The organism is Parashewanella sp. 2304DJ23-3 (genome assembly GCF_056591695.1).
Genome location: NZ_JBWQOH010000001.1, coordinates 1,226,751 through 1,239,617, shown reverse-complemented (window position 1 = coordinate 1,239,617; position 12,867 = coordinate 1,226,751). Strand labels below are relative to the sequence as shown.

17 protein-coding genes are annotated in these 12,867 nt (G+C 40.1%); 12 read left to right on the top strand and 5 right to left on the bottom strand.

Annotated features, from left to right (window positions below):
* Positions 1-3: 3 nt before the first annotated feature.
* From AC1EU2_RS05480 to mlaF, 5 genes are read right to left on the bottom strand one after another with little or no spacing between them, the layout of a single operon-like run.
* Positions 4-291: an STAS domain-containing protein gene (locus tag AC1EU2_RS05480; protein ID WP_480296973.1), complete on the bottom strand. Its 288-nt coding sequence runs from the start codon at positions 289-291 to the stop codon at positions 4-6.
* A gap of 2 nt (positions 292-293) precedes the next feature.
* The gene (locus tag AC1EU2_RS05475; protein ID WP_480296972.1) at positions 294-959 is read right to left on the bottom strand and encodes an MlaC/ttg2D family ABC transporter substrate-binding protein; all 666 of its coding nucleotides are present in this window, start codon (positions 957-959) and stop codon (positions 294-296) included.
* 8 nt (positions 960-967) lie between these two features.
* Positions 968-1,447 (bottom strand): outer membrane lipid asymmetry maintenance protein MlaD, encoded by a 480-nt coding sequence (gene mlaD, locus AC1EU2_RS05470; protein WP_480296971.1) that lies wholly within the window; start codon positions 1,445-1,447, stop codon positions 968-970.
* Positions 1,448-1,478: 31 nt separating this feature from the next.
* Complete coding sequence (gene mlaE, locus AC1EU2_RS05465) at positions 1,479-2,264, bottom strand: lipid asymmetry maintenance ABC transporter permease subunit MlaE (protein ID WP_480296970.1); 786 nt, start codon at positions 2,262-2,264, stop codon at positions 1,479-1,481.
* A complete protein-coding gene (gene mlaF / locus AC1EU2_RS05460; protein ID WP_480296969.1) occupies positions 2,251-3,063 on the bottom strand; it encodes a phospholipid ABC transporter ATP-binding protein MlaF in 813 nt (270 codons plus the stop codon). The genes mlaE and mlaF overlap by 14 nt, the downstream gene beginning before the upstream one ends.
* Before the next feature lie 295 nt (positions 3,064-3,358).
* Between mlaF and AC1EU2_RS05455 the strand changes: the two genes are divergently transcribed.
* The 12 genes from AC1EU2_RS05455 (at position 3,359) to AC1EU2_RS05400 (ending at position 12,706) form a co-directional block, all read left to right on the top strand.
* Positions 3,359-4,336 carry a KpsF/GutQ family sugar-phosphate isomerase gene (locus AC1EU2_RS05455; protein ID WP_480296968.1) on the top strand — a complete coding sequence of 326 codons (978 nt, stop codon included), beginning with the start codon at positions 3,359-3,361 and terminating at the stop codon, positions 4,334-4,336.
* Position 4,337: 1 nt separating this feature from the next.
* A complete protein-coding gene (gene kdsC, locus AC1EU2_RS05450) occupies positions 4,338-4,898 on the top strand; it encodes a 3-deoxy-manno-octulosonate-8-phosphatase KdsC (RefSeq protein ID WP_480296967.1) in 561 nt (186 codons plus the stop codon).
* Entirely contained in the window at positions 4,895-5,452 is a 558-nt protein-coding gene (gene lptC / locus AC1EU2_RS05445) for an LPS export ABC transporter periplasmic protein LptC (RefSeq protein ID WP_480296966.1), read from the top strand. The genes kdsC and lptC overlap by 4 nt, the downstream gene beginning before the upstream one ends.
* Complete coding sequence (gene lptA / locus AC1EU2_RS05440; RefSeq protein WP_480296965.1) at positions 5,439-5,996, top strand: lipopolysaccharide transport periplasmic protein LptA; 558 nt, start codon at positions 5,439-5,441, stop codon at positions 5,994-5,996. The genes lptC and lptA overlap by 14 nt, the downstream gene beginning before the upstream one ends.
* Positions 5,993-6,724 (top strand): LPS export ABC transporter ATP-binding protein, encoded by a 732-nt coding sequence (lptB, locus tag AC1EU2_RS05435; protein ID WP_480296964.1) that lies wholly within the window; start codon positions 5,993-5,995, stop codon positions 6,722-6,724. Before lptA ends, lptB begins: the two co-directional genes overlap by 4 nt.
* Positions 6,725-6,772: 48 nt before the next feature.
* Positions 6,773-8,248 carry an RNA polymerase factor sigma-54 gene (locus tag AC1EU2_RS05430; protein ID WP_480296963.1) on the top strand — a complete coding sequence of 492 codons (1,476 nt, stop codon included), beginning with the start codon at positions 6,773-6,775 and terminating at the stop codon, positions 8,246-8,248.
* A 72-nt stretch (positions 8,249-8,320) separates the two neighbouring features.
* Positions 8,321-8,608 carry a ribosome hibernation-promoting factor, HPF/YfiA family gene (gene hpf / locus AC1EU2_RS05425; protein ID WP_480296962.1) on the top strand — a complete coding sequence of 96 codons (288 nt, stop codon included), beginning with the start codon at positions 8,321-8,323 and terminating at the stop codon, positions 8,606-8,608.
* Positions 8,609-8,610: 2 nt separating this feature from the next.
* Complete coding sequence (gene ptsN, locus AC1EU2_RS05420; RefSeq protein WP_480296961.1) at positions 8,611-9,054, top strand: PTS IIA-like nitrogen regulatory protein PtsN; 444 nt, start codon at positions 8,611-8,613, stop codon at positions 9,052-9,054.
* Complete coding sequence (rapZ, locus tag AC1EU2_RS05415) at positions 9,051-9,902, top strand: RNase adapter RapZ (RefSeq protein WP_480296960.1); 852 nt, start codon at positions 9,051-9,053, stop codon at positions 9,900-9,902. The genes ptsN and rapZ overlap by 4 nt, the downstream gene beginning before the upstream one ends.
* Entirely contained in the window at positions 9,895-10,164 is a 270-nt protein-coding gene (locus tag AC1EU2_RS05410) for an HPr family phosphocarrier protein (RefSeq protein WP_480296959.1), read from the top strand. Before rapZ ends, AC1EU2_RS05410 begins: the two co-directional genes overlap by 8 nt.
* A 733-nt stretch (positions 10,165-10,897) precedes the next feature.
* Positions 10,898-12,022: an AAA family ATPase gene (locus AC1EU2_RS05405; protein ID WP_480296958.1), complete on the top strand. Its 1,125-nt coding sequence runs from the start codon at positions 10,898-10,900 to the stop codon at positions 12,020-12,022.
* The gene (locus tag AC1EU2_RS05400; protein WP_480296957.1) at positions 12,023-12,706 is read left to right on the top strand and encodes a hypothetical protein; all 684 of its coding nucleotides are present in this window, start codon (positions 12,023-12,025) and stop codon (positions 12,704-12,706) included.
* Positions 12,707-12,867: the final 161 nt, after the last annotated feature.

Below are 12,867 nucleotides of genomic sequence, written 5' to 3'. Positions count from 1 at the left end.
TACCTAATTTGTGCTAAAAAATGATTGCAGATTATACAGAGCGATTAAAGGTTGCAACTGCTTCGATGGATTAATCAAATTAACAGTACGACCCTTTTTATTGCCAGCTTCAACTAAATGAAATAAAAATGCAACGCCAGAGCTATCGACATAATCAAGTTGCGATAGTTCTATGGCATTAATTTGATTACTTAACATTGCTTGTTGCTGAGGCCAAAGTTCAATGACCTCTTGGCGAGATAATTTGCCTGTAAGCGTACAAGTCTGTTGTTGATGTTGGAATTGAGCCATTATTATTTCTCAGATTTTTTCGAAACATCAGCACTGGCTTTTTGATTAAGCATTTTTATTACATTATCAATGCCTTCACGTTGGATAAGACCACCAATTTCTGACTGTTTAGATTGAATCAAACTCACGCCTTCAGCCACTAAGTCGTAAACCTTCCAAGTGTTATCTTTCTGGCGACGCACTTTGAAAGCCAGTTTAATCGGTGGGCGTCCTTGTTCGATGACTCGAACTGGAACCGTAACAAATTTACTGTCTGTCAATTTTTTTGCAGGAGGAAATTCAACTTTTTGATGAGTATATTCAGTAAATGCAGAAGCGTAAGTACTGACCATATAGCCTTTGAATGCGTCGGTAAACTCATTGAGTTTTGCAATGAACTTATCTCTAGGTTTAATCGTCTGGCTTAGCTGTCGAGCATTACTGCCTAACACTTTTAAAGAGGCATATTTATAATCAACATGCGGTAGCAATTCTTCAGTGATCACCGTTTTTAAATAATTAGGATCTGCTTTAATTTTAGATTGGTCGCTATCAAAACGAGAAAAGGTTTGATTTGCGACTTGCTCAATCATGGTGTACGGATTTGATGCATCAACTGCGGCATATACAGTGTTTGCAGTAAAGCAAAGTAGTGCTGCAGTGAATACTTTTGAAAATAGTTTAAGCATGTTTACCTCTACTTATCTTTCTTGTCGCCAACGCTGTATAAGAACTGGCCAATAAGATCTTCTAATACTAATGCAGAATGCGTGTCTTCGATTTTGTCGCCATTCTTTAGCATGGCAGTATCATCATCGAGTGCAAACCCAGGTGTTAACGCTAAGTATTGTTCACCCAATAAACCTGATGTTTGAATCGCTAGGCTGCTGGATTCCGGAAATTGGTTGTAACGTTTTTCAACACTCAGTGTCACTAGCGCATTCAGTTGCTGTGGATCCAAAGTGATACCACTAACACGACCAACAACAACACCGCCAACTTTCACTGGTGAGCGAACTTTTAAGCCTCCGACATTATTGAAGTGGGCTGTAAGTGTATATGTGTCGCTATCGCTACTGACCTTAATATTGGCTACATTGAAAACCAACACTAAAAAGGCACCAATGCCTGCAAGTAAAAACAATCCGACTAAAAATTCAATTTTTCGTGTCAACATAATAACGTAAATTCCATTAATCTTATTAAGATCAACTGCCGAACATCAGTGCGGTCAGTAAGAAGTCTAGTGCAAGTACAGCTAAGCTCGCTTGTACAACGGTTTGAGTGGTTGCTCGACTTATCCCTTCAGGGTTGGGAACAACTTGGTAACCTCGATACAAGGCAATCCAAGTGACCACAATCGCAAACACAACACTTTTAATTAAACAATTAACGATGTCTTGGCGCCATTCAACAGAGGCTTGCAAGATTGACCAAAACGCACCGTCATCGATGCCTTTCCATTCAACGCCTACGAGGTATCCACCATAAATACCAATGGCAGAGAAAATCATTGCTAACAGTGGCATACTGATCACACCGGCCCAAAAACGAGGTGCAATCACTTGTCTTAGAGGGTCGATTGCCATCATTTCTAGGCTCGATAGCTGTTCGGTGCTTTTCATCAAACCAATCTCAGCCGTTAATGCAGACCCCGCACGCCCGGCAAAAAGTAGTGCAGTCACTACAGGGCCTAATTCACGAAGTAAGCTGAGCGCAACCATTGGCCCAAGACTCTCTTCGGTACCAAAGTCAACAAGGATAATAAAGCCTTGAAGCGCTAGCACCATCCCGATGAATAAACCTGAAATGGTGATAATACTTAAAGACTGTACACCAACAACATAAAGCTGTTTTATCAATAAAGGTGTACCTTTGCGAAATCTTGGCACATTGAAAATGGCGCCCCAAAGCATAATACCAGCACGACCAAAACCGGAGACGATACCCAGTGCATTTTTTCCAAAGTCAGCGATTGAATCAAATAGACTCACCGAGTAACTCCTTTTTGTAATCTGTTGCAGGGAAGTGGAATGGTACTGGACCGTCTGGCTCCCCCCCCATAAACTGTCTTAATTGTGGGTTGTCTGAATCTCGTAACGATTCAGGTGTACCCTCTGCGATTACTGTTTTGTCTGCAACAACATAAACGTAATCGGCAATACTGAGCACTTCCTCAACATCGTGAGAAACAACAACAGACGTTAAATTAAGCGAGTCTGACAGCTCTTTAATGAGCTTAACCAAAACGCCCATTGCAATTGGATCTTGTCCGGCAAAAGGCTCATCATACATCACTAGCTCTGGTTCAAGGGCAATCGCTCTTGCTAAGGCTGCACGGCGTTGCATGCCGCCAGAGAGTTCGTTTGGCATTAATTTACCCGCACCTCTCAAACCAACAGCTTCAAGTTTCATTGCAACAATCTTATCAATCAGTGCTTCAGGCAGTTTGGAATGCTCTCTTAAAGCAAAAGCGACATTGTCATTCACATTCATATCGGTGAATAACGCACCACTTTGAAACAACATACTCATACGCTGTCTTAACTGAAACAAGTGACTACGCGTAGCTTGATGGATATCTTCTCCATCAAAAAGTACCTGTCCTGAGTCTGGTGTAAGCTGCCCACCCATCAACTTTAATAACGTGGTTTTACCGATTCCGCTTGGCCCCATAATGGCAGTAACTTTACCTTTAGGGATGGTGAGGTTCAGGTTATCGAAAATTTCTCGACGGCCTCGACTGAAACTCATATTGCGGACTTCGACCAGCGTTTGCGCCTTTTTCTCCATGCAGAGCCTTAACATATCAACAAGTTAGCTCAACAAATTAGTTTGTGAGCAAAGAAGATCGATTGTACGTAAATGTCCAGAAATCTACAATACAATCGACACAGTAACTTACAGTTTGAATGACAAATTTGAGTAAAAGTTCAAACTCAAAAATGAGATTTCTGTGCTAGCTCTTTCAATTTAATCCAATACCAGCGAAAATGCGCATAATTGAAAAGATTCCGTTATGTTATTGTTTCTGTTTTCGCAAAAGAAAACTGAAATACTAAGTTGTTGTAATATCAAAGAGATGAATATGACCGATAGCAAACAACTCCGTAGTTGGGGTAAACAAGTCATTGATATTGAAAAAAGCGCACTTGAGAATTTATATCAATATGTAGACTCTGATGCTTTTACTGACGTCTGTGATTTAATCCTCGAATGCAAAGGCAAGGTCATTGTTATGGGGATGGGAAAGTCTGGTCATATCGGCAATAAAATTGCAGCAACATTGGCCAGTACAGGCACGCCAGCAGTATTTGTGCACCCAGGAGAAGCCAGTCACGGTGATTTAGGTGTACTGTCCGATAATGATGTCGTGATCGCCATTTCTAATTCGGGTGAGTCGAGTGAAATTCTGACTCTATTTCCAGTCATTAAACGTCTGGGTTTACCTTTAATTTCAATAACAGGTAAGCCGAAATCGACGATGGCAGTTAATGCGCAAGTTCATCTTTGTATTGGTTTACCTGAAGAGGCTTGTCCACTTGGGTTAGCACCGACTTCTAGTACTACTGCAACGTTAGTGATGGGGGACGCATTAGCCGTTGCTCTATTGCAGGCTCGTGGCTTTACGGCTGATGATTTTGCGTTATCGCATCCTGGTGGGAGCTTGGGACGTAAGTTGCTGCTTAAAGTTGAAGACGTCATGCATAAAGGCGATCAACTGCCGTTGGTCAGTAAAGATATGATCATCACTGAAGCGCTGTATGAAATTTCCCGTAAGAGTTTAGGTATGGCGGCGGTTGTTGATGATGAAAATAAGTTGTTAGGTATTTTTACCGATGGTGATTTAAGAAGAGTGATTGATGCCAAAGTTGATTTAGCGTCTGCAACGATTTCTGAAGTCATGACAGCAAACTGTATAACAGTCCATGAAAATATTTTAGCAGCAGAAGCGCTAAACATTATGGAACAAAAAAACATCAATGGACTCATAGTAGTGGATGACGCACAATGTCCGGTTGGTGCATTGAATATGTTAGATATGGTTAAATCAGGAGTCATTTAAGGTGACTGAAGCAGTAAAGCAAAGTCTATACGGTCCGATTTCACAGCAAAATTGGGATAAAGCCTCGCAAATCAAATTAGTGATTTTTGATGTTGACGGTGTGTTTTCTGATGGCCGAATTTATCTCAGTAACAGTGGTGAAGAATTAAAAGCATTCCATACTCGTGATGGTTTTGGCGTAAAATCATTGTTAAATGCCGGTTTTGAATTAGCTGTGATTACGGGACGTAAATCGCAATTGCTTGAAAATCGTATGACAGCCCTAGGTGTAACCAAAATTTACCAAGGTGTTGATAATAAAATTATCGCTTATCAAGAACTACTTGAGCAGTTAAACATTAAGCCACAACAAGTCGCTTATATTGGTGATGACATGGTGGATTTGCCCGTAATGAATCAAGTGGGCTTTTCAGTGTGTGTTGCTGATGGTCATCCATATGTTCGCCAAAATGTGGATATGGTGACCTTTACTCAAGGTGGCTATGGTGCTGTGCGAGAGCTATCGGATTTAATTTTACAAAGCCAAGGTTTATTTGAGTCTGCTCAAGGTATGAGTGTATGAATCGAGTAACGATTGCCATTGTGATCTTTTTCAGTACTGCTTTGTATCTGTACTGGCAGGTACAAGTGAAACAAGGGCAAAAGCAACAGGTGACTTCAAAGATAGAGTTGCCTGATTATACTGCGACTAAGTTAGATAGTGTTGCTTATGACGAAAAAGGGCAATTGAGCAGCCGAGTGACCGCTGAGCATATGGAACACTACCAAGATAAAGATTTAACGCTCTTTTCAAAGCCTGTGTATCTCATTTATGGTGACGACATTCATTCCCCATGGCGAGTAACGGCAGAACAAGGGCGTCTGCAAAAAATGCTGGGTAAAGTTTATCTTGATAACTCGGTTGAAATAAAAGCAGTTAATAAACAAGAGCCGCTTCAAAGTGTGATAACCAAACATTTGCAGATGGATCTAAAAACTAAGACCATGCAGTCAGATGAAATGGTTTACATTAAAGGTAACGGATTTAATAGCCAGGGCCGTGGGTTATATGCTGATTTTAATCAGGAAACGGTGCGCTTAAAAAGTCAGGTAACAGGAACTTATGAAACTAAGTAACATTATTATTTTTTCGTTGCTCATTGCAAGCAGTTCAGCTGTGATTGCAAAACTAAATGATTTGAAGCAACCAGTGAACATTAGTGCTGATGCTTCTCAAGGTGACATAAAGAAAAACCAAGTGGTATATAGCGGCAATGTATTGATCGTACAGGGGTCAATTAAAATTACCGCAGATGACATGAGTGCAACGAAAGATAAAAAAACAGGCAACGGCCAATTTATTGCAACGGGTAAACCTGCTAAGTTCAGTCAAGTTTTAGATGACGGTAAGTTAGGAGTTGCAAGTGCGACTAAGATTGCATACGAACAGAAAACAGGTGATTTAGTCTTAAGCGGTGATGCGCGTTTAGATGTAGGTGGCATAAAAATGCATGCGAACCTTATTCGCTATAATGTTGAAAATCAGCATGTTGAAGCTGAAGGCAGCGCTAACGGTAAAGATAAAGGCCGAGTGCAAACCATCATTCCAGCAGAAACTTACCAAGATAGCTTAAATAAAAAAGAAACATCGCCTAAGAAGTCAGCCGAGAAAAAACAATGACCCAAAAAACACTCACGGCAAAGCATTTAGCCAAAAGCTATAAAAGTCGGCAAGTTGTTAAAGATGTCAGTCTCACCGTTAAGACTGGGCAGATTGTTGGCTTACTTGGGCCTAACGGTGCGGGTAAAACCACCACTTTTTATATGGTTGTTGGCTTAGTTAAAAGTGACAAGGGTCAGATCTTTATCGACAATGATGATCTTACGCTTGACCCTATGCACCTACGTGCCAGAAAGGGCATTGGTTATCTGCCTCAAGAAGCGAGTATTTTCAGAAAGCTTTCCGTATACGATAACATCATGGCTGTATTGCAGACTCGTAAAGAGCTCTCTAAAGATGAGCGTGAAGAGCAGCTTGAACATCTACTTGAAGAATTCCATATAACACATATTCGTGACAATTTAGGTATGTCATTATCGGGTGGTGAGCGTCGTCGTGTAGAGATTGCGCGCGCATTAGCGGCAAACCCACAGTTTATTCTTTTAGATGAACCATTTGCTGGTGTAGATCCTATTTCCGTCATTGATATTAAGAAAATTATCGAGCAGTTACGTGAAAGAGGTTTAGGTGTATTGATCACTGATCATAACGTGCGTGAAACACTGGATGTGTGTGAGCATGCTTATATTGTAAGTCATGGTGACTTAATTGCAGAAGGTGCCCCTAGCGAGATCTTAGACAACAAACACGTAAGGGAAGTGTACTTAGGGGAACAATTCACGTTATAGTGAGCGGCATTGAAGCCGTAACAAGAACAAAAAGGGAATAGCGGTAACATGAAAGCGTCACTTCAGCTCAGGATGGGTCAAAGCCTAACCATGACGCCACAGCTTCAGCAAGCCATTCGCTTGCTTCAGCTTTCGACGTTAGAGCTACAACAAGAAATTCAACAAGCTTTAGAGTCCAATCCATTATTAGAAATGGAAGACGAGCAATTCGAATCATTAGAGTCGATTAAAGAACAACAGCTGCAATCAGAAGCCAAAGGTGAAGAACCAGAAGTTCCTATTGAAGACGCAGCAGTCGAAACGTCAGAAACCATGACTCAAGACTCAATGCCTGACGAACTTCCAGTTGATACAACATGGGACGAAGTTTATACCGCCGCCCCCAATTCCAGTTCCGGCGCTTTAATGCCTGATGATGAAACGTCGTTTCATGGTGAAACCAGCCATGGTTTATATGAGCATCTTGAATGGCAAAAAAACCTTACCCCTTTTTCTGATATCGATTTCGCCATTGCAACGGCGATCATTGAAGCCATCGATGAACGTGGCTACCTCACTCAAACAACTGAAGATATTCTCATCGCTTTAGGCGATCCAGAAATTGAGCTTGATGAAGTTGAAGCTGTACTTAAACGTGTACAGCACTTTGACCCAGTGGGCGTTGCTGCACGTGATGTCGGTGATTGTTTGCATATTCAGCTATCACAAATGGACGAGAACACACCGTATTTAGCGCAGACGAAGTTAATGGTTTTAGAATATTTACCATTAATTGCGACTCGTGACTTTCGCACTTTGATGAGAAAAACTAAGCTTAAAGAGCCACAGCTAAAAGAAGCGATTAATTTAATTCAAAGTTTAGACCCAAGACCTGGGTTGTCTGTAGGCCAAAAAGAAGATGAATACGTTACACCTGATGTATCAGTAATGAAGAAAAATGGCCGTTGGACTGTAGAATTAAACCCAAACACACAGCCTAAGATCAATGTGAATCAGCATTATGCAGCGATGGCTAAAGGGGCAAGAAATAAGGCGGATGGCCAGTTTGTTCGTGGACATTTGCAAGAAGCAAAGTGGTTTATTAAAAGCCTTGAAAGCCGTAACGATACTATTTTGCGAGTATGCAATGAGATTGTGAAAAAGCAGCAAGGTTTTTTTGAATATGGCCCTGAAGCCATGAAAGCGATGGTGCTTAATGACATTGCTGAAGAGTTAGAGATGCATGAGTCGACCATTTCAAGGGTGACATCGAAAAAATACATGCATACTCCTAGAGGGATCTATGAACTTAAGTATTTCTTCTCTAGTCATGTGGGTACTGAAGATGGCGGTGAATGCTCATCAACAGCTATTCGAGCTTTCATTAAAAAGTTAGTTGATGCTGAAAATACGAAGAAGCCATTAAGTGATAACAAAATGGCACAATTACTGAACGAGCAAGGGATTAATGTTGCACGTCGAACGATTGCTAAATATCGTGAAGCCATGATGATCCCACCATCAAATCAGAGAAAGAGTTTGTAAAATACCAATAAGAGTTGGTATAGAGAAATTTTGAAAAGTTAACCATTCAAATAACGCTAGGAGGCATAGGATATGCACGTAGAAATCACGGGACAGCAAGTCGAGATTACCGAGTCGTTAAAAGAATATGTGAACACAAAATTTGCAAAACTTGAACGTCGAATAGAACAGATCAATAATGTGCGCGTCGTGTTGAACGTTGAGCGTTCAAAACAAACCGCCGAGGCCAGAATTACATTGAATGGCAGTGAGGCATATGCAAAATCACAGCATAATGATATGTATGCAGCGATTGATATATTAATTGATAAAATTAATCGCCAAGTGATTAAACACAAAGAAAAGTTGATCAAACATTAACGATGGAATTACGCATCATCTTAAAGCCGGAGTGCACCACTTGTGCAACTCCAGGCAGTAAAAAGAAAGTTCTCGAACTTATCAGTGATCTTATCGCTGCGAAGTACCCAGAACTTTCGGCTCAAGAAATTTTCGAGAGCTTACTCAAACGCGAAAAAATGGGGAGCACTGGTATCGGCAACGGTATCGCTATTCCTCATGGTCGTATCGACAGCATTAAAGAGCCTGTTGCCGCTTTGATTAAATGTGAGCAGCCGGTTGCTTTTGAAGCAATTGATAAACAGCCAGTTGATATCTTATTTGCGCTGTTGGTTCCGTCAGATCAATGCCAAGAACATTTAAGCACGCTTTCTGCAATGGCTGAAAAGTTAAGTGACAAACAGACATTAAAGCAGTTGCGTAAAAGCCATGATGAAGAAGAGTTGTATCAGGTGATTACGGGATGAAGCTTGTTATTGTTTCAGGACGAAGTGGCTCAGGAAAATCCGTTGCACTGCGTGTGCTTGAAGATTTAGGCTATTACTGTGTTGATAATTTGCCTGTACCTTTGCTTGGTGATCTTATTTCTCAACTTAAACCGGATAATGAGCTCGTCGCAATCAGTGTCGATGTACGTAATTTACCAGAGCAAGATAAGATCCTTGAAAAGCAGTTAGAGAAACTTAATGATATCGAAATAAGTAGCTTTTTTCTGAATTCAAATGATCAAACACTCCTTAAACGTTACAGTGAAACGCGCCGTCTTCATCCATTATCCAAACATCATGTGACATTGCCTGAAGCGATCAAATTAGAAGGTGAGTTATTAGCACCGATTTCTAAGATGATGGATCATTATATTGATACATCTAGCTTAAATATTTACGAGCTGAGTGATCGAGTTCGTGAAATTTTACTTGGGCAAGTTGAAAAAGATCTCGTGATAAACGTTGAGTCTTTCGGTTTCAAGCACGGAATGCCGAATGATGCAGATTTCATGTTTGACGTTCGATTCTTACCTAATCCGCATTGGGAGCCTGAGTTAAGACCGATGACAGGGCTTGATTTACCTGTGCAGGAGTTCTTACAACGTCAACCGTTAGTCAATAAGCTGATCTGGCAAATCACTAATTTTATTGAAACGTGGATCCCGCAATTAGAGCGTAATAATCGCAGTTACCTCACCATTGCGATTGGTTGCACAGGTGGTCAGCATCGCTCGGTGTATGTCACAGAGCAAATAGCTCGTCACCTTTCAGCAGGCAAACATAATGTTTCAGCGAGCCACAGAGAGTTAGATTCTGCTGATGCTTAAACGAGAAGTTGTTATTGCCAACAAGCTGGGTTTGCATGCCCGTGCGGCAACCAAACTTGCCACGTTGGCGGCGACGTTTGATGCGAGTGTCACCCTTGAGCAAGGCGACAAGTCGGCTTCGGCTTCCAGTATTTTAGGTTTGTTGATGCTTGAGAGTGGCATGGGTAAAACCATTTCTGTGATCGCTGAGGGTGATGATGCTCAAGCTGCATTAGATGCGGTTTGTCAGTTGATTGAGGATAAGTTTGAAGAAGGGTGTTGACGTCTTTTAGGCTTGCTTCTTATTAGCTTAGTAAAACTTCTGAGAAGTTTATAAAGTCGTGGAGTTGCACTCCACACCGCCCAAAAGGGAGCTCTCCAGCAAGCTCCCCTTTGGATTCCCCAGTGCCGCCCCGCAAAGTTAAACGTTATTCCTCTTATGATAAAAAATCCCTAACGCTTTCGATGGTGCATCCATGCACCTCGAAATCTAGCGCCGCATCCATGCTGCGCTTACGTTATTTTTCACCAACGGTGAATAACAACTTTGCCATGGGAATAGTCGTCGCCTGCTAGGTTTTCGAAAATTCACCTGAATAAATAGTTACACAGTAGTTTACTCAAATGCTGTTTAAGGGCTGAATGTTCCCGTCGAAGCTGTTGAGGATATGGTTGAATATAAAATGGCGTGAGCCCGACAGGACGTCGGGCTAGGCTCTGGGGTACATGGATGTACCATCAGAGCCGTTAGTCATTTATTCAACTATATCCGAAATGTTCAGCTTCGCTGGGGCGGCATGGGATGATGCAAGAAGGGATTTGCTGGAGAATCCCTTTTTGCTCCGGTGTGGTCGGAAAGACCACGACTTTTAAAGTGCAGAGCACTTTCAACCATATTTGCCAAGTAGATAGACACACTATTAAAATGTTATGACAATTGAGTCCATCAATATAATGAGATTTCCACGAGAGTGGAGTATGATTACTTATAATATAGATAGTTAAAGGTACATCTGTTGAAAGTATTGAAGTTAAGTTTTGAGCAATCTAAACCTAAGCTAATAATTGACAATGTAGAGTTTGGTTCGTTGAATGTGTTAGTTGGCATATCTGGAGCTGGTAAAACTACAATTATTGTAGGTTTAAAAAAGCTAGTACAGATTGCTCAAGGAGCCAAAAGCCATTCATTTAAATGGAATTTAAGCTTTAAAGATGATCTTGATCGTAGTGTTGAGTGGTCTGGGGAGCTATCACCTCCCTCGTCTGTAACGGATGAAGGCGTTGAGTATGGACATTACCTTTCTGAAGTTTTAAAGATTGATAATGTAGAAATTATATCAAGGTCAGAAGATAATATTCAGTACAACGGTTTAACACTACCTAAGTTAGACTCACTTACTAGCCTGATTTATCAGTTTAGAGATGAAGAAGAAATCGTTAATGTTTATGATTCCTTAAATTCAATGACAATCGTAGATGTAGATTCGAATGATTTCTCTAGGCCAAAAGTCATACCTCTAGTTAACTCTAAAACTCATGAAGAGATTATTGATTCTGAATTAAATAATATCGAAGAAATATCTAGGAAGTATAAAGGTATTAAGTGTAGAGAAAAGATATACTATGCTTTTAAATTTGATGAAAATAGATTTGACGATTTTATTTTTGCATACACTAGTATATTTCCGTCTGTTAAAACAATAGAACCTCGATTGATAGAAGCTATTACGGATGATTCAAAAGAAAAAAGAAACTTAATTTATATCGACATGCATATGGAGTCTGGTGAGGTTGTCAACCAGCATTCAATTTCTTCCGGCATGTTCAAAACAATGATGATACTTTCAGAGCTATATTTCGGAAACAATAAGTCATCAATTGTAATCGATGAAATAGAGAATAGTTTAGGTGTTAACTGCTTATCAGATGTACTTTCTGAAATGGAGAGTACTGATAATCAAATTATTGTAACCTCTCATCACCCTAAAGTTATCAATATGATTCCAGCTAAGTATTGGAGTATTGTTTCAAGAAAGGGGAGTGTGATTTCTACACAGAAAGCTGAGTCAATTATAGGTTCAACAAGTAGCCACGATAAATTTATACAACTCATTAATAGTAAACTATATCGAGGTGAATAGGTGAAGTTGTATTTCCTCGTAGAAGGTGTTTCTTCTGAAATGCAAGTATACCCTAAGTGGATTAAGCTATATCTTCCAGATCTACAAGTTCATGATGATTTTGATAGTTTTAAGGACAGTAATTCGGGTATCTATTATATTTCAGGTGAAGGTTATCCATCTATCATAAATCATATAGAGAACTCCGTATCAGATATAAAATTATCAGAAGATGTCGATTATTTTTTTATTATTTTAGACTCTGATGAAGCTTCTATTGAAGCTCGTAAAAAAGAAGTTGAATCAAAACTTGAAACGTTAGAATTACCTGAGAGGGTGACTACATGTATAGTCGTACAAAAAAGATGCTTTGAAACTATTTTGTTATGTAATCGCAATGTAATTCCAAGGCAGCCAAGAACCGAGCCTCTCATCAGTTATATGAGGTACTACAACGTCAACGATCATGATCCAGAATTGATGGGATGTTATATTAACGAAGATACCCATTCTCAATTTCATGCAAAATATGCGATTAAAGCACTCAGAGAACGACGAATCAGGTACTCTAAATCAAATTGCAGTGGTGTCGCCAGTGAAGAATACTTTAAAAAAATCGTTGAACGAATACATAAAGAACAGCACCTTCAGTCTCTTTTTCCACTTATCGATGCGCTATCTGAAGTACGTGACAAACTGATATAATAAGACTATTAAGTCAAAAGATACAAAAAGTGGGTTGAGTCCCATGCTACTAATTTTAGCCCATTATTTTGTGTCGTTTTTGGTAATTATCTAATAAATTTCTGCTCAATGATTTTTTAGGTTAGTGAAAGCATACTATTTTCAGACAAAGAAAGAGCTAT

What these genes read in the sequence shown, in the direction of transcription:
- AC1EU2_RS05480 (WP_480296973.1), bottom strand. Translation starts at nt 291, where the DNA reads ATGGCTCAATTCCAACATCAACAACAGACTTGTACGCTTACAGGCAAA.
- AC1EU2_RS05475 (WP_480296972.1), bottom strand. Translation starts at nt 959, where the DNA reads ATGCTTAAACTATTTTCAAAAGTATTCACTGCAGCACTACTTTGCTTT.
- mlaD (WP_480296971.1), bottom strand. Translation starts at nt 1,447, where the DNA reads ATGTTGACACGAAAAATTGAATTTTTAGTCGGATTGTTTTTACTTGCA.
- mlaF (WP_480296969.1), bottom strand. Translation starts at nt 3,063, where the DNA reads ATGGAGAAAAAGGCGCAAACGCTGGTCGAAGTCCGCAATATGAGTTTC.
- AC1EU2_RS05455 (WP_480296968.1), top strand. Translation starts at nt 3,359, where the DNA reads ATGACCGATAGCAAACAACTCCGTAGTTGGGGTAAACAAGTCATTGAT.
- lptC (WP_480296966.1), top strand. Translation starts at nt 4,895, where the DNA reads ATGAATCGAGTAACGATTGCCATTGTGATCTTTTTCAGTACTGCTTTG.
- lptA (WP_480296965.1), top strand. Translation starts at nt 5,439, where the DNA reads ATGAAACTAAGTAACATTATTATTTTTTCGTTGCTCATTGCAAGCAGT.
- lptB (WP_480296964.1), top strand. Translation starts at nt 5,993, where the DNA reads ATGACCCAAAAAACACTCACGGCAAAGCATTTAGCCAAAAGCTATAAA.
- AC1EU2_RS05430 (WP_480296963.1), top strand. Translation starts at nt 6,773, where the DNA reads ATGAAAGCGTCACTTCAGCTCAGGATGGGTCAAAGCCTAACCATGACG.
- hpf (WP_480296962.1), top strand. Translation starts at nt 8,321, where the DNA reads ATGCACGTAGAAATCACGGGACAGCAAGTCGAGATTACCGAGTCGTTA.
- ptsN (WP_480296961.1), top strand. Translation starts at nt 8,611, where the DNA reads ATGGAATTACGCATCATCTTAAAGCCGGAGTGCACCACTTGTGCAACT.
- rapZ (WP_480296960.1), top strand. Translation starts at nt 9,051, where the DNA reads ATGAAGCTTGTTATTGTTTCAGGACGAAGTGGCTCAGGAAAATCCGTT.
- AC1EU2_RS05410 (WP_480296959.1), top strand. Translation starts at nt 9,895, where the DNA reads ATGCTTAAACGAGAAGTTGTTATTGCCAACAAGCTGGGTTTGCATGCC.